This is a genomic window from Paraburkholderia sp. DD10 (assembly GCF_049177125.1).
Lineage (GTDB): Bacteria > Pseudomonadota > Gammaproteobacteria > Burkholderiales > Burkholderiaceae > Paraburkholderia > Paraburkholderia terricola.
In genome coordinates, this window is record NZ_CP185393.1 from 391,202 (window position 1) to 407,248 (window position 16,047).

Sequence of the window (16,047 nt, forward strand, 5' to 3'; positions counted from 1 at the left end):
TATCGCCGTGTATCGCCATTTGCGGCCGGCTCGCCGCCGTGCCACCATGCACACACCGCCGCTCGCCCAACTATGAAAACCATTGAGCATGAACCGCCCCGATCCTGACGAACTGCTCGACAAGCTGCAACGCGACGAAGAAAAACGTCAGCGCGGCAAGCTGAAGATTTTTTTCGGCGCGTCGGCGGGCGTCGGCAAGACCTATGCGATGTTGCAGGCCGCGCGCCGCCGTCACGATGAAGGCGCGGACGTGGTGGTGGGCATCGCCGAAACGCATGGCCGTGGCGAAACCGCCGCGCTGCTCGCGGGGCTCGACGTGCTGCCGCTCGCGCAGATCGACTATCGCGGCCGCACGCTCGGCGAGTTCGATCTCGACGCCGCGCTTGCGCGCAAGCCGCAACTGATACTCGTCGACGAACTCGCGCATTCGAACGTGCGGGGCGCGCGGCATCTGAAGCGTTGGCAGGACGTGTACGAACTGCTCGATGCGGGCATCGACGTCTACACGACGGTCAACGTGCAGCACCTCGAAAGCCTGAACGACGTGATCGGCCAGATCACCGGCATCCGTGTCTGGGAGACGGTGCCCGACCGCGTGTTCGATCGCGCCGACGAAGTCACGCTGGTCGACTTGCCCGCCGAGGAACTGCTCGACCGCATGCGCGACGGCAAGGTGTATTTGCCGCAGCAGGCCGAGCGCGCGGTGCGCAACTTCTTTCGCAAGGGCAATCTGATCGCGCTGCGCGAGCTGGCGCTGCGCCGCACCGCGGATCGCGTGGACGCGCAGATGCGGGAATATCGCGCCGACCGGTCGATCGAGCGCATCTGGCAGGCGCGCGAGCGCTTGCTGGTTTGCGTCGGGCCGGGCCCCGAAGCGCCGATGCTGGTGCGGGCGGCGGCGCGCCTCGCCGCCAGTCTCAAGGCCGACTGGATCGCGGTCTATGTGGAAACGCCCGCGCTGCAGCGCCTGCCCGACGCGCGCCGCGAACGCACGCTCAACGCGCTCAAGCTCGCGGCCGAACTCGGCGCCGAAACCGCGACGCTCGCGGCCGCCGACGCGGCCACCGCGCTGATCGGCTATGCGCAGGCTCGCAACGTGTCGAAGCTGGTGGCGGGCGCGTCGGTCCGCGCGGGCTGGCTGCGCCGATTGCGCCGGCCGTTCGGCGAGCGCATCGCCGAGCACGCGGGCGAACTCGATCTCACGCTGATCCGCGCGTCGTCCGAACGCGACGGCGGCGAGCAGCGCCGCCTGCTCACCACCACCGCGAACGCGTGGCGCGATGCGTTGAGCGCGGCGCGCGAACGCCGCTCGCCGCCGCGCGCCTATGGTTTCGCGCTGGCGATCTGCGCGGCCATCACGCTCCTGTCGAGCCAGTTGAGCGGCCATATCGATCTGACGAACCTCGTCATGCTGTACCTGCTCGGCGTGATCTTCACGGCGGTGAAGCTCGGACGCGGGCCGGGCGTGATGCAGTCGTTCATGAGCGTGGCCGCGTTCGATTTCTTCTTCGTGCCGCCGCGCATGTCGCTGTCGGTTTCCGATACGCAGTATCTGCTGACGTTCTTCGGCATGCTGCTCACGTCGCTCGTCATCAGCCATCTCACGTCGAGCCTGCGCCGCGAGGCGAGCGTCGCGCGCCGCCGCGAGCAGCGCACCGGCGCGATGTACGCGATGGCGCGCGAACTGGCCGCGGCGCTCACCACTGAGCAGATCGTCGAGATCGGCAGCCGGCATGTGAGCGAGGTGTTCGGCGCGCGCGTCGCGATGCTGTTGCCGGACAGCGCCGATAAAGTGAAGCAGAAGATCGAGGACCCCGACGCGGCGATGCTGCTCGACGGCGAGATGCTCGATAGCGACGTCGGCCAGTGGGTCTACGATCAGCAGAAGCCGGCCGGGCATGGCACCGACACGCTGCCGGCCGCCGCCGCGCTGTACCTGCCGCTGAAGGCGCCGATGCGCACGCGCGGCGTGCTCGCCGTCGCGTTGCGCGACGAGCGCGAGCTGAACGTGCCCGAGCAGCAGCGCATGCTCGACGCGTTCGCCGCGCAGATCGCGCTGGCGCTGGAACGCGTGCATTACGTGGATATCGCGCGCGACGCGCTCGTCAACATGGAATCGGAGCGCTTGCGCAATTCGCTGCTGTCGGCGATCTCGCACGATCTGCGCACGCCGTTGACGACCATCGTCGGGTTCTCGTCGATGCTCGCGCAATCGCGCGACACGCGTGCTGACGCCCACGCCGACACCGGCGCCGACACCAGGGCCGGCGCCCGGCCCGACGACGATCTCGTCGAAGCGATCCACGAGGAAGCGCTGCGCATGACCGGCATCGTCACGAATCTGCTCGACATGGCCCGCTTGCAGGCCGGCAGCCTGCAATTGAATCAGCAGTGGACGCTGCTCGAGGAAACCGTGGGCGCCGCGCTGCGGGCGTGCAAACGCGTGCTGGCCGAACATCCCGTGCAGGTCAAACTGGCCGCGGATTTGCCGCTGCTGCATCTCGACGCCGTGCTGATGGAGCGGCTGTTCTCGAACCTGTTCGAGAACGCGGCGAAATACACCCCGCCGCACACGCCGTTGACGATCGGCGCGCAGCGTCTCGACGCGGACGGCCAATCGTTCGTGCGCGTCACCGTCGACGATAACGGACCGGGCCTGCCCGCCGGCATGGAAGCGCGCGTGTTCGAGAAGTTTACGCGCGGCGAGAAGGAGTCGGCCAAGCCGGGCATCGGCCTCGGCCTCGCGATCTGCCGCGCGATCGTCGAAGCGCACGGCGGTACAATCGGCGCGCTCAACCGGATGTCGGCGGAGGGCCGCGTGGAAGGCGCGCGCTTCTGGTTCACGCTGCCGGTGGAAACGCCGCCCGACGCGCCCGACGCGCTGGACGTGCTGGACGATGAGGGCGCCGATCCGCTGAATGACGAAAGAGCCGATCGCTTCGCCGGTCCTCTCGCCGATCCGCTTGGCCACGACGACCCGACACTTCACCCGCATTCCAAACCTACCCATGAGTGACCCCGGCATCACCGTCGTCCTGATCGAAGACGAAAAGCAGATTCGCCGTTTCGTGCGCAGCGCGCTGGAGGGCGAGGGCATCGTCGTGCACGACGCCGAAACCGGCAAGCAGGGTCTCGTGGAGGCCGCGACGCGCAAGCCCGATCTGGTGATCGTCGATCTCGGCCTGCCCGACACGGACGGCCTCGACGTGATCCGCGAACTGCGCGGCTGGAGCGAACTGCCGGTGATCGTGCTGTCGGCGCGCACCCAGGAGAGCGAAAAAGTCGCCGCGCTCGACGCCGGCGCGGACGACTATCTCACCAAGCCGTTCGGCGTGTCCGAATTGCTCGCGCGGATTCGGGCGCAGATGCGGCGGCGCAATCACGGCGGCGCGAACGAGTCGCCGCTGGTGCGCTTCGGCGCGGTCACCGTCGATCTGGCCTTGCGGCAAGTGAGCCGCGACGGCGTCGCCGTTCATCTCACGCCGATCGAATACCGCCTGCTCGCGACGCTGGTGCGCCACGCCGGCCGCGTGCTCACGCACCGGCAACTGTTGCGCGACGTGTGGGGGCCGTCGCATGTGGAGAGCCATCACTATTTGCGCATCTACATGGCGCATCTGCGCGGCAAGCTGGAGCGCGACCCGGCGCAGCCGGAGCATATCGTCACGGAAACGGGGGTTGGCTACCGGCTGGTCGGCACGGTCTGACCGACGGACGCGGGTCGCGACGGCATCGCGCCCCGTTTGCTAGAATTACGGACCGTAAGGACGACCTTACGCACATTCACAAACGGGGACGGCCCCATCTGACCAACGAGCTGTCTCATGTCCTGGATTCTTCTGTTGATCGCCGGTTTGCTCGAAGTCGCCTGGGCGGCCGGCCTCAAGAGTTCCGAAGGTTTCACCCGCCTCTGGCCGTCCGTGTTCACGATCGTGACCGCGCTCGGCAGCTTCGTGCTGCTCGCCCTGGCAATGCGCCAGTTGCCGCTCGGCACGGCCTACGCCGTCTGGACGGGCATCGGCGCGGTCGGCGCATTCATCTTCGGCATCGTGATGATGGGCGAGGCGTTGAGCGTCGCGCGCGTGGCCAGCGCGGCGCTGATCGTGGTCGGACTGATCGGGTTGAAGCTCTCGTCAGGGCATTGAGCCTCATTGGCCGCTCATTGGCCGCTTCGCTTCATTGCCGCTTCATTCCCCGATTCGTGCGGCGCACCCGTGCCCGCGCCGCCTGTGTCCCGCCGGATTGCGCCATTTGTTCGCCGCTCTGCGTTCTGCGAATTAACGTGGCTATAATGAGACTGAATCCAAACTGAATGTTGCCCGCGGCCTACGGGGCGCGGCCGGCTTGGCGCGGGTCTGACGACTTCGGCGCGGCGGCTCGTTCCGCCATGCTCGCCGAAGCGCCCGGCACGCACAGCGCGCCCGGAGGCGGCCATGCTTGAATCACTTTCGCTTGCGGCGGGCCTCTCGTGGGGCAGCGGCCTGCGCCTCTATCTGACGGTCCTGCTGGCCGGCGTGTTCGCCCGCCTCGGCCTCATCCATCTACCCGATACGCTGTCCGCGCTGTCCTCGCCGTGGGTGATCGGCGTGGCCGGGGTGCTGACGCTCACCGAATTTCTCGCCGACAAGATTCCCGCGTTCGATTCGTTGTGGGACGCGATCCATACGTTTATCCGCATTCCGGCCGGCGCCATGCTGGCGGCCGGCGCGCTCGGTCATGCCGATCCTGCGCTGCTGACGGTCGCCGCGCTCGCTGGCGGCACGCTGGCCGGCAGCGCGCATCTGGCGAAAGCGGGCACGCGCGCGCTGATCAATCTGTCGCCGGAACCGGTGTCGAATATCGTGACCTCCACCGCTGAAGACGGGCTCGTGTTCGGCGGCATGCTGCTCGCGCTGTTCGTGCCGCTCGTGTTTCTGGTGTTGATGGTGGGCTTCATCATCCTGGCCGGCTGGGCGTTGCCGCGGCTTTGGCGCGGCGTGCAGGGCGGTTTTCGCGGCATGGCGACGCATATGGTGTCGCGTTTGGCGAGGAGCAGGCACGATTGAGCGATACGGTAAGGACCGCGGCGGCGCGCGCCGCGTCTGCAGCGACGGGGACCGCGGGCACGGCGCGCCGCTTCGGCGGTATGGATCTGTTGCGCCAGGCCATCCGCATGACGGCGCGCGACTGGCGCGCGGGCGAACTGACGATGCTGCTGCTGGCGCTGGTGCTGGCCGTCGCGGCTCTATCGAGTGTCGGCTTTCTGGCTGACCGTCTGCATCAGGGACTCGAGCGCGACGCGCGGCGCATGATCGCCGCCGATTTCATCGTGCGCGCCGATCATCCGGTCGATCCGCAATTCGCCGAAAAAGCCAGGGCGCTCGGCCTGAACACCGCCACCACGGCGATCTTTCCCAGCATGATCAATTCGACCGGCGCGCAGCCGGCCTCGCGGCTCGCCGCCGTCAAGGCGGTGTCGCCGGGTTATCCGCTGCGCGGCGCATTGCGGATCGCCTCGGCGCCGGGTGCGGCTGACCATCCGGCGCAATCGATTCCGCCGCCGGGCACCGTGTGGGTCGATCAGGCGCTGCTCGATGCGCTCAAGCTGCGGGTCGGCGACACGGTGAAGGTCGGCAAGCGCGGCTTCACGATCGGCGCGCTGATCACCCGCGAACTCGACCGCGGCTTTTCGTTCGTCAACTTCTCGCCGCGCTTGATGCTGCGCGCCGACGAACTTCAATCGACGGGACTCATCGCCTTCGGCAGCCGCGTGACGCACAGACTGCTGGTGGCGGGCGCGGACGATGCGGTCGCGCGTTTCGCGCAGTTCGCGCATGGCCGCGTGGACGGCGGCAAGATGCGCGGCGTCGCGCTGGAATCGTTGCAGGACGGCCAGCCGCAAGTGCGTCAGACGCTCGACCGCGCGGGCCACTTCCTCACGCTCGTGTCGCTGCTCACCGCGTTGCTCGCGGCGGTGGCGATCGCGATGGCCGCGCATCGGTACATGCGCCGGCATCTGGACGGCTGCGCGGCGATGCGCTGCCTCGGCGCGAGCCAGGCCACGCTGCGCGCGCTCTTCACGCTCGAATTCGTCGGCATCGGCCTGATCGGCGGCGCGCTCGGCGTGGCGCTCGGCTACCTCGGGCATCTCGCGCTGCTGACATGGCTCGGCAGTCTGATCGACGTCGCCTTGCCTTATCCGACTGCGTGGCCCGCGCTGCAAGGCATCGCCACCGGCCTCGTGCTGCTGCTCGGCTTCGCGCTGCCGCCGCTGTTGCCGCTCACGCGCGTGCCGCCGGTGCGCGTGTTGCGCCGCGAATGGGGCGAGGCGGGCCGCACCGCATGGGCCGCCTACGCGCTCGGCATCGTGCTGTTCGCCGCGTTGCTGATCGTCGCGGCGGGCGAATTGAAACTCGGCGGGATCGTCGCGGGCGGCTTCGCGGGCGGTCTGCTGGTGTTCGCGTGCATCGCGCGAGTCGCGCTGTGGGGCGCCGCGCGCGTCGTGCGCAGCGAGCGCGTGAATGCGGGGATCGGCTGGCGCTATGCGCTGGCGTCGCTGGAGCGGCGCAGCGGCGCGAGCGCGCTGCAGATCACGGCGCTCGGCATCGGCCTGATGTGCCTGTTGCTGATTGCGATGACGCGCGACGATCTGGTGGCCGGCTGGCGCAAATCGACGCCGCCCGATGCGCCGAACGAATTCATCATCGACATCCAGCCCGATCAGCGCGAAGCCGTCACGCAATACCTGGACACGCATGGCCTGCCCGGCACGGTGCTCTCGCCGATGGTGCGCGGGCGGCTGATCGCGATCAACGGCAAGCCGGTGAATCCCGATTCGTTCAAGACCGAGGATGCGAGGCGCCTGGTCGATCGCGAGTTCAATCTGTCGTACACGACCGAATTGCCCGACGACAACCGGCTCGCGGCGGGCACGTGGTATGGCGACAGCACAACCCCACAGATCTCGATCGAGCAGGGGCTCGCGAAGGTGATCGACGTGAAGCCCGGCGACGTGCTGCGCTTCGACGTGACGGGCTTGCAGATCGATGCGCCGGTGACGAGCGTGCGCAAGCTCGACTGGGGTTCGTTCAAGGTCAACTTCTTCGTATTGATGCCGCCCGTCGCCTTGCAGGATTTCCCCGCGACGTTCATTACGAGCTTCCATCTGCCGCGTGACAAACAGTCGACCATCGACGGCCTGATCGCCGCCTATCCGAACCTCACGGCGATCGACACCGCGCCGATTCTCGCGCAGGTGCAGCGCGTGTTGCAGCAGGTGATCGGCGCGGTGCAGTTCCTGTTCGCGTTCACCCTCGCGGCGGGCGTGCTGGTGCTCTACGCCGCGCTCGCCGGCACGCGCGATGAGCGCATGCGAGAATCCGCGCTGCTGCGCGCGCTGGGAGCGTCGCATCGCCAGGTGCGCGCGGTGCAGGTCGCGGAATTCGTCGCGGTGGGGACGCTTGCCGGGTTGATGGCGGCGCTCGGCGCACAGGCCATCGGCTGGGTGTTGGCGACCCGCGTGTTCGAGTTTTATCTGAGCTTCAATCCGTGGCTGCTGCCGGCGGGCATCGTGGCCGGCGTCGCGTGCGCGGGTCTCGGCGGCTGGCTGAGCTTGCGGCATGTGCTGGCGCGGCCCGCGTTGCAATCGCTGCGGGACGCGTGATTTTTCTTTTTGATGTGAGCAGGTATGAGCGATCTGGATGACGAAGTGTCCGCGGCGCAGCCGACGGCCTTCGAGTTGGTCGGCGGCGAAGCGCGCGTGCGCGAACTGGTCGACCGGTTTTACGACTTGATGGATCTCGAAGCGGAGTTCGCCGGGATTCGGGCCTTGCATCCCGAGTCGCTCGACGGCTCGCGCGACAAGCTGTTCTGGTTTTTGTGCGGCTGGATGGGTGGGCCTGATCATTACATCAGCCGCTTCGGTCATCCGCGTTTGCGCGCGCGGCACTTGCCGTTCGCGATTGCTTCGAGCGAGCGCGATCAATGGTTGCGGTGCATGGCGTGGGCGATGGAAGACGTCGGGCTCTCCGAGCCGCTGCGGGAGCGTCTGCTTGCGTCGTTCTTCGAGACCGCTGACTGGATGCGCAATCGCAATGGCTAACCGGTTGGATTTGAACCCGCCGCCCTACACGGCTTCGGCGGACTACGCCGCGCTGACTCCCGAGGCGCGCGCCGTGCTCGATTGCTGGTTCGGTACGCCGGATGCGCCGGATTTCGGGGTGGCGCGCAAGCTCTGGTTCTCACGCGACAAGGCCTTCGACGCGATGCTGCTGGAACGCTTCGGCACGCTCATCGACGCGGCGCGCGAAGGTTCGCTCGACCACTGGAAGGAAACGCCGCTCGGTGCGTTGGCGCTCATCGTCGTGCTCGATCAGTTCTCGCGCAATTGCCACCGCAACACCCCGCGCGCATTCGCCGCCGATCAAAAGGCCTTGCACACGGCGCAGCAGATGATCGCAAGCGGAGCCGATCGGTTATTGCCTACCGCGCATCATCGGGCGTTCGCTTATCTGCCGTTCGAACACGACGAAACACTCGCCAGCCAGCAGGAATCGCTGCGTCTGTTCAAGGCGCTGGAAGCGGAGCCGGGCGGCGCGTCCTACTACTCGTTCGCGGTGCGGCACGCGAAGGTCATCGAGCGTTTCGGGCGCTTTCCGCATCGCAACGGATTGCTGGGGCGTGCTTCGACGGATGAAGAAAACGCCTTTCTGCGCGAACCCGGCTCGTCGTTCTAGACGCCGCGACGCTTTATTCGCTGCGCGCGTTTGCGGCGCCGGCCGGCGCCCGCACGAACACCCGCAATGATTCATCCGTGTCGCCCGGACGCGCGCCCGACCAGAACAGGCGCCACTCGCCCGCTGGCGCGCGCGTGCGGTCACGGCGGCTCTGGTCGATCAGCCAGGTGCACTCGGTGGTTGCGGCGTTCGCGGTCGGTTGATGCTCGATGCCCGTGTAGTAGTACAGCATCGGCGCCTCCGATTCGCCCAGCCCCGTGCTGGCCATGCAGTCGCCATCGTTCCATTCGACCTTGATCTTCGCGCCGAGGCTTTCGAACACCGAGCGATAGCTCTTCGCGTAGTCCAGCCACGGCAGCAGCAGCGTGCTCACCAGCCCCCACGCGAGCATTGCGCCCGCGCACCAACTCAGCACGCCGCGCCATTTGCCGGTGTACTTGAAAACCGGCAGCAGCCACAGCCAGCCGAACGTCATCAGCAACGCGGCCGCGATCAACCCCGCTTTGACTGGCAGCACCCAATCGAGCGGCAACCAGCGGCCAAGCCGATGTAGCGACGCATGCGTGCTCGCCGGGTTGCTCATGATCGACCAGATGATCCAAGCCAGCGCGGCCGTGCTGCCGAACAGTACGCGGCTTGCCATATCCCAGCTTGCATGCAGACGGCGCGGAAGCCGTTCGACGCCCTGCATCGCCAGCAGCGCGAGCGGCGCGATGAACGGCAGAATGTACAGCTCGCGGACCGTCGCCGAGCTTTGCAGCACCGCGAAGCCGGAGCCCGCGAAGATCATCGGCAGCGCCACGCGTGGATCGCGCCAGCGCCGCCACGCGCCGCCGGCAAGCGCGGCGAGCGCAAGCGGCACCACGGGAAAGCCGACGCTCAGCACGGTGCGCAGCACGAACAGACGGCTTTCGTTTTCGGAGCCGAGTTCGGCGACCGAAAAGCCGAAGAAGCGGCCGATGTTGTTGTCCCACAGCCAGAGCTTGAAGAGCGTGTCGGAGCGCAGGTAGAAGCAGATCGGCCAGATCAGCGCGAACGGCGCGCAGACTAACGCGGCGAGTCCGAGCGCCCCTGCGAAGCCGCGCGTGCGGCACGCCGGATACAAGGCCAGTACCGCGAGGATGGTCGCCCCGAACACGAGCGGCACGAACAGACCTTTGGCCAGAAAAGAGACGCCTACACCCGCGCCGAACATCGCGGCGCCGCTGAGTATCGCGTGGCGCCGGCGGCTTGGGTCGAGCGGCGGCGCACGCGCATCGTCGCGCAAATAGACGAGCACCAGTTCGAATAGTCCGCAAAAGCCGAGCGCGGCGCCGGCCATCAACGCGACGTCGGTCATCATGTCGTGCACGTGCTTGACGACGACGAGCGTGCCCGCGAACAGCGCGAGCGTGCCGATCACGCGCACGTCGAGCCAACTCGATGCGGCCACCGCGCGGCGGGCGACGCGCGCCGTGTAGTAGACGGTCAGTCCGGCGAACAGCGCGCTCGCGAGGCGCGCCGCATCGTGCAAGGGCAGGTAGCGGCCAAACATCCACGCAAGCCCGGCGGCGACCCAATCGTAGATCGGCGGCTTTTCGACGAAGGGTTGGCCGGCGTTGGTCGGCACGACCAGATCGCCGGTCTCGAGCATGTGCTGGACGATGCCGAACGTGTAGGTCTCGTCCTGCTTCCACGGCTCGTGTCCCAAGGTGCCCGGCAAAAGCCATGTGCAGAGGATCGCGAGGGCGGCGAGCCACATCAGCGGACGGACGGCGGCGAGCGCGCGCATGCGCCTGATGCCACGGGTGGAGCGGTCGGCTGGATGTGCCGGATCGGCGGGCGTGACGGCGTTCGCCGGCGCGGACGGGTTTTCTCGCATGGAAGTCTCTGGTCGCCGCACGCGGCGGCATGGGCCGCGTACTTATGTTCTCGCTCCGCGTCGCGTGCGGTTGCAGGCGATTCGCGGAGATTCGCTGCGATTGTAGTCTCCGATCCTTACGACCGATTACAGCAAGACCGAGGGATTGGGCGAAGTGGACGCATCGTGCCGCGTCCCTGCCGGATCAAGGGAAAGGGGCGCGTGGAGAGAAAGGCGGCCGCGTGCGATCGCGTGCCGCGCGAGGAAAAAAAGCGCGCCGCGCTCAGCGTCCGCCGGAGACGTCGAGCAACGCGCCGGTTACGTAGGAGGCGGCGTCGCTCAGCAACCAGACGATGGTCTCGGCCACTTCATCAGCCGTGCCGGGGCGACCCAAGGGTGTCGTGGCGCCGAGCTGCGCGGCGCGCTCGGGCTTGCCGCCGCTCGCGTGAATCTCGGTGTCGATCAGGCCTGGGCGCACCGCGTTCACGCGCACGCCTTGCGGGCCGAGTTCCTTGGCGAGGCCGATCGTCATCGTGTCGACGGCGCCTTTTGAACCGGCGTAATCGACGTATTCGTTCGGCGAGCCCAAACGCGACGCCGCCGACGACACATTGACGATCACGCCGCCCGCGCCGCCGCGATTCTTCGACATGCGCCGCGCGGCTTCGCGCGCGCAAAGATACGCGCCGAGCACGTTGACGTCGAACATGCGCTTCAGGCGCGCGAGGTCCATGTCCGCGAGCGGCATCGAAGGCGCGACGATGCCCGCGTTGTTGACGAGCGCGTCGAGCCGGCCGAACTTCTGCTGGAGCGCGTCGAACATCGCGATCACGTCGGCTTCGTTGGCGACGTCGCCGGCGATCGCCAACGCGCGACCGCCGGCGCGTTCGACTTCGGCGACGGTTTCCCGCGCGGCCGCGAGATTTTGCGCGTAGTTCACGCCAACGGACCAGCCGCGCGCACCCAGCAAGCGCGCGCTCGCGCGGCCAATGCCGCGGCTGCCACCGGTGATCAGGACGGCTTTCGTCATTGCAACCTCATCGTTCTCGGGTCTGCGCGGAAAGCGCGGTGAAGATTCCGTGCGCCCGCGCTCGAAGAGCGCAGCGCGCGCGCCTCAAACCGCGTCGCGGTTGATCGCCCATTTGTCGCTGGCGGGCGGCTGATAGCGTTGCAGCTTGCCGATCAGCGCGGCGGGATCGGCATCCATTTGCAGGATGTCGAAGTAGGTCTGCCGCATGAAGCCCTCGTCGACCGTGTGCTGGAGCAGATTGATCAACGGATCGTAGAAGCCGTCGATATTCAGCAGCGCGACCGGCTTCTGGTGATAGCCGAGCTGCGCCCACGTATAGACCTCGAACAGTTCTTCGAGCGTGCCCGCGCCGCCCGGCATCGCGACGAACGCATCGGACAGGTCGGCCATCATCTTCTTGCGCTGATGCATGTCCGGCACGACATGCAGTTCGGTCAGGCCGTCATGGCCGACTTCCTTGTTGACCAGCAGTTCGGGAATCACGCCGATCGCGCGGCCGCCTTCGGCCATCACCGTGTCGGCGATCACGCCCATCAGGCCGACCTTGCCGCCGCCGTAGACCAGCGCCAGATCGGCCTGCACCAGCGCGCGGCCGAATGCGCGCGCGGCCTGGGCATACAACGGTTTGGCTCCATTGGCGGAGCCGCAATACACACACACCGACTTCATGCTTAAACGTCCTTCGGTTCGTTGCGGGGCGCGGCGCCTTCCTTGGGCGGCAGGTAGTCGTAAAACTCGCGCTTGGGCAGCTTGCCCGACACGAGGTCGTCGAAAATCTGCCGCGAGCGGCCACGCAGGTAAGGCGCCATCAGCGACACGATCTGCACGCTCACCTGATGCAGTTCCGCGCGAATCGTTTCCTGCTCGTTGTATTTGCGCGGGTTCATCACGAACTGGTACGACAGCCAGTACGTGGCGATCACGCCGATGTTCGTGGCGATGACGTGCAGCTCTTGCGGCGTGGCGACCATTTCGCCGTCGGCCACGAGCTGCTCGCAGAACTGGCTCGCAAAGCGCACCTTGTGGCTGATGATCTGCTTGAAGTGCGTTTCGAGCGTGCGGTTGCGCGCCAGCAGGTCGTTCAGATCGCGATACAAAAAGCGGTAGCGCCACGTGAAATCGACCATGTACTGCAAGTACGACCACATCTCGTCGATGGTCGCGCGATGGTCTTCGGGAAAACGCAGACGCTTTTCGATCTCCTGCTCGAACTGGCTGAAGATGCTGTTGATGATGTCGTCTTTGTTGCGGAAGTGGTAGTACAGGTTGCCTGGGCTGATCTCCATTTCCTCGGCGATCGTCGTTGTCGTGACGTTCGGTTCGCCGATTTCGTTGAACAGCTTCAACGACAGTTCGAGAATCCGTTCGCGGGTGCGGCGGGGAGGTTTGGCTTCCATATCGTCCGGCCCTGGTAACGCCGGGCTAGGCGCGCGGCGGCATGTCGCCGCTGCGTGATCCACCCGGACGCGGTTGGTATCGTTGAGCGCCCCGAAACCCGTCGCAGCGCGGCAGGTTCCCCGAAGGGGCAAGAAAACCAGGGAGCGGCCCAGCGTTTTCTTGTGGGACTGTCGGACGATTATAAACCGACCGTTCTTATCTCGAACGGACACTCAGGGTTTTCATTCCCTCGGGCGTTTTCAGCGCGCATTCACGAGGGATGCCGCGGTTTTCACGGCGATGCCGCCAGCCACGCCTTGACCCACGCGACGACGAGCGGCCCGACGATCAGCAGCCAGGTCATCAGACACATGCCGAGCGCGACCATCACCGCGGCGCTGCCGAGATCCTTCGCGCGCCGCGACAGTTCGTGGCGCTCCAGCGAGATGCGGTCGATGGCCGCCTCGACGCTCGAATTCAGCAACTCGACGATCAGCATCAGCAGCACCGAGCCGAGCAGCAGGACGCGCGCCACCGGCTCCACCGGAACCAGCACGCCGCATGGAATCAGGATCGCGGCAAGCGTGAGTTCCTGGCGAAACGCGCTTTCCTCGCGGATGGCGACGCGAAACCCGGCCAGCGAGTTTTTCATCGCGTGCCAGGCGCGGGTGAGTCCGCGATTGCCCTTGTACGGGTTGAACGGTAGCGGCGCGAGCGGATCGTCGGGGCTGAGGGGTTCGTGGCGAGGGTCGCCGTGGTTGTCATTCGACGAGTTCATCCCATTGATGCCATGCGCATGGTTCGCATCGCCCGCATGATGCGGCATCTCGCGCTCGCGCACGTCGTCGAACGGTTCGACGCTGGCGGCGTCGGCCTCGGTGGCGCGAACGGAGCGGGTTGTGCGCGAGGTGCGCGGGGTGCGCGCCGCGCCGTTCGTCGCGTGCGTCACGGTAGCGTTTCTTTCTCGCATGAGCGGCTCGGCGCGCCGCGTCACGCGGCGGCGCTTTCCTCGCGATACGACGCGTGCGGCAGCGGTTTGAGATGCGCCGCGAATTGCTCGGACGCCGCCGCCCACGAGAAGCGCTCGGCCCACGCGCGCGCATGGTTGCGGTCGATCCTCAACGCTTCGAGGCAGGCTTCGCGCAGGTCTTGATGCATCGCGCCTGCGCCGCCGTCGCCGAGCACGTCGATCGGACCGGTCACCGGATAGGCCGCGACCGGCGTGCCGCATGCAAGCGCTTCGAGCAGCACGAGCCCGAAGGTGTCGGTGCGGCTCGGGAACACGAACACGTCGGCGGCCGCGTACACCTTGGCCAGTTCGGCTTGCGTCAGCACGCCCAGATAATTCGCTTGCGGATAGCGCGACTTCAGTTCGGCGAGCGCGGGACCTTCGCCGGCGACCCACTTCGAGCCGGGCAGATCGAGCTTCAGAAACGCCTCGACGTTTTTCTCGACCGCCACGCGTCCCACATACAGAAAGATCGGCCGCGCGGTGTTGAGCACTTTCGAGTCCATCGGGTGGAAGATGTCGAGATCGACGCCGCGCGTCCACAGCACGACATTCGTGAAGCCGAATTTCTCGAGGTCCTGCTTCACGACGGGCGTGGGCGCCATCACGGCGAGCGAGGGCTTGTGAAACCAGTGCAGGAACTTGTAGGTCGCGGCGAGCGGAATGCCGAAGCGCGCCTGCACGTACTCCGGAAAGCGCGTGTGATAAGCGGTCGTGAACGGCAGCTTGTGCTGGATCGCATACGCGCGTGCGGCCATGCCGAGCGGACCTTCGGTGGCGATGTGCAGCGCGTCGGGCGCGAATTCGTCGATACGCTGGCGAACCTTGCGGCGCGGCAGCAGCGAGAGGCGAATCTCAGGATAGGTCGGACACGGAATCGTCCGGAATTCGAGCGGCGTGAGCAGATCGACGCGGTGCCCGAGCGCGCTGAGTTCGCGCGTGGTGTTCTTCAGCGTGCGCACGACGCCATTGACCTGCGGTTCCCATGCGTCGGTGACGATCATGATCTTCATCGGTTTGCGCCCTTGGAAGTTAAGAGGGACTACGCGGTCGCCTGGGCCTTTTGCGCGCGCACTTCCGGCGCGCGCATCACGGTCCAGTAGATCACCTTGAGTTCGCCTTCATACGTCTCGACGAGCGCCGACAGACTTTCGACCCAGTCGCCGTCGTTGCAATACAGCACGCCGTCGATGTCGCGTATCTCGGCCTTGTGAATGTGTCCGCAGACCACGCCGTCGCAGCCGCGGCGGCGTGCTTCGTCGGTCATGACCCGCTCGAACGACGAGATGAAATTCACCGCGTTCTTCACCTGATGCTTCAGGTACTGCGACAGCGACCAGTACGGAAAACCGAGCCGGCTGCGGATCCGGTTGAACCAGCGGTTCAGGATCAGGATCATCGTGTAGAGCGTGTCGCCGAGATACGCGAGCCACTTGGCGTGCTGGATCACGCCGTCGAACAGATCGCCGTGCACGATCCACAGGCGCTTGCCGGCGAGCGTCGTGTGAAACGCCTCGCCGCGCACGTGGATGTCGCCGAACGCGAGGTCGCAGAACTGGCGCGCGGCTTCGTCGTGATTGCCGGGCACGTAGATGACCTGGGTGCCCTTGCGCGCCTTGCGCAGCACCTTCTGCACGACGTCGTTGTGCGCCTGCGGCCAGTACCAGCCTTTCTTCAACTGCCAGCCGTCGATGATGTCGCCGACGAGGTACAGGTACTCCGACTCGTTATGGCGCAGAAAGTCGAGCAGATAGGGCGCCTGGCAGCCGCTCGAGCCGAGGTGGATGTCGGAGAGCCAGATGGTGCGGTAACGATGCGGCTCGGCGTGCTCTTCATCGTGATGGCCGGCATGCGCGTCGTGCGGCAGCGACGCCACGGGCAGCGGCAAGCCGTGACCGGGATTGGGTTCCGGGCGGAACGCGACGGGGTCGACGCTCGGGCCGGTCTGGCGGAACAGGGACGTCGCGGACGTTTTGGGGTCCATGGCTCACGCGTCGAGTTGCGGTGCCCGTATTGCGCCAGTTGCGCGTGACCCTGCCGTGACAGTCACGAGAAGTTCTTATTACCGCGCTGAGAG

Annotated in this window: 14 protein-coding genes; 7 read left to right on the forward strand and 7 right to left on the reverse strand. The window is 66.6% G+C overall.

Translation table 11 applies throughout. The annotated features are described in order from the left end of the window. Positions 1–88 precede the first annotated feature (88 nt). The 7 genes from ACOCG7_RS17115 (at position 89) to ACOCG7_RS17145 (ending at position 8,714) form a co-directional block, all read left to right on the forward strand. Complete coding sequence (locus ACOCG7_RS17115) at positions 89–3,016, forward strand: DUF4118 domain-containing protein (RefSeq protein ID WP_244219974.1); 2,928 nt, start codon at positions 89–91, stop codon at positions 3,014–3,016. Beyond that, positions 3,009–3,707: a two-component system response regulator KdpE gene (kdpE, locus tag ACOCG7_RS17120; RefSeq protein WP_073429546.1), complete on the forward strand. Its 699-nt coding sequence runs from the start codon at positions 3,009–3,011 to the stop codon at positions 3,705–3,707. Before ACOCG7_RS17115 ends, kdpE begins: the two co-directional genes overlap by 8 nt. A 117-nt stretch (positions 3,708–3,824) precedes the next feature. Then, a complete protein-coding gene (gene sugE / locus ACOCG7_RS17125) occupies positions 3,825–4,145 on the forward strand; it encodes a quaternary ammonium compound efflux SMR transporter SugE (RefSeq protein ID WP_073429547.1) in 321 nt (106 codons plus the stop codon). A gap of 288 nt (positions 4,146–4,433) precedes the next feature. Continuing rightward, entirely contained in the window at positions 4,434–5,045 is a 612-nt protein-coding gene (locus tag ACOCG7_RS17130) for a DUF4126 domain-containing protein (protein ID WP_073429548.1), read from the forward strand. Between the two features lie 107 nt (positions 5,046–5,152). Then, positions 5,153–7,642: an ABC transporter permease gene (locus tag ACOCG7_RS17135; protein ID WP_114163443.1), complete on the forward strand. Its 2,490-nt coding sequence runs from the start codon at positions 5,153–5,155 to the stop codon at positions 7,640–7,642. Positions 7,643–7,666: 24 nt separating this feature from the next. After that, the gene (locus ACOCG7_RS17140) at positions 7,667–8,080 is read left to right on the forward strand and encodes a group II truncated hemoglobin (protein ID WP_083085194.1); all 414 of its coding nucleotides are present in this window, start codon (positions 7,667–7,669) and stop codon (positions 8,078–8,080) included. Beyond that, a complete protein-coding gene (locus ACOCG7_RS17145; RefSeq protein ID WP_114162130.1) occupies positions 8,073–8,714 on the forward strand; it encodes a DUF924 family protein in 642 nt (213 codons plus the stop codon). The genes ACOCG7_RS17140 and ACOCG7_RS17145 overlap by 8 nt, the downstream gene beginning before the upstream one ends. Positions 8,715–8,727: 13 nt before the next feature. On the opposite strand, the gene ACOCG7_RS17150 is transcribed toward ACOCG7_RS17145, so the two are convergent. The 7 genes from ACOCG7_RS17150 to ACOCG7_RS17180 form a co-directional block, all read right to left on the reverse strand. After that, positions 8,728–10,575, reverse strand: a complete 1,848-nt coding sequence (locus ACOCG7_RS17150) for an ArnT family glycosyltransferase (protein WP_114162131.1) — start codon at positions 10,573–10,575, stop codon at positions 8,728–8,730. 262 nt (positions 10,576–10,837) lie between these two features. Next, on the reverse strand, positions 10,838–11,584 hold the full coding sequence (locus ACOCG7_RS17155; protein ID WP_114162132.1) for an SDR family oxidoreductase: 747 nt from the start codon (positions 11,582–11,584) through the stop codon (positions 10,838–10,840). An 84-nt stretch (positions 11,585–11,668) separates the two neighbouring features. Further along, on the reverse strand, positions 11,669–12,253 hold the full coding sequence (locus tag ACOCG7_RS17160) for a TIGR00730 family Rossman fold protein (protein WP_073429554.1): 585 nt from the start codon (positions 12,251–12,253) through the stop codon (positions 11,669–11,671). 2 nt (positions 12,254–12,255) lie between these two features. Then, a complete protein-coding gene (locus ACOCG7_RS17165; protein WP_073429555.1) occupies positions 12,256–12,981 on the reverse strand; it encodes a TetR/AcrR family transcriptional regulator in 726 nt (241 codons plus the stop codon). 272 nt (positions 12,982–13,253) lie between these two features. Next, positions 13,254–13,931, reverse strand: coding sequence for a diacylglycerol kinase (locus ACOCG7_RS17170; RefSeq protein ID WP_114163444.1), 678 nt, complete (start codon positions 13,929–13,931; stop codon positions 13,254–13,256). 20 nt (positions 13,932–13,951) lie between these two features. Next, positions 13,952–14,983, reverse strand: a complete 1,032-nt coding sequence (locus ACOCG7_RS17175) for a glycosyltransferase family 4 protein (protein WP_114162133.1) — start codon at positions 14,981–14,983, stop codon at positions 13,952–13,954. Between the two features lie 29 nt (positions 14,984–15,012). Further along, the gene (locus ACOCG7_RS17180) at positions 15,013–15,954 is read right to left on the reverse strand and encodes a UDP-2,3-diacylglucosamine diphosphatase (protein WP_083085187.1); all 942 of its coding nucleotides are present in this window, start codon (positions 15,952–15,954) and stop codon (positions 15,013–15,015) included. Between the last annotated feature and the right edge of the window lie 93 nt (positions 15,955–16,047).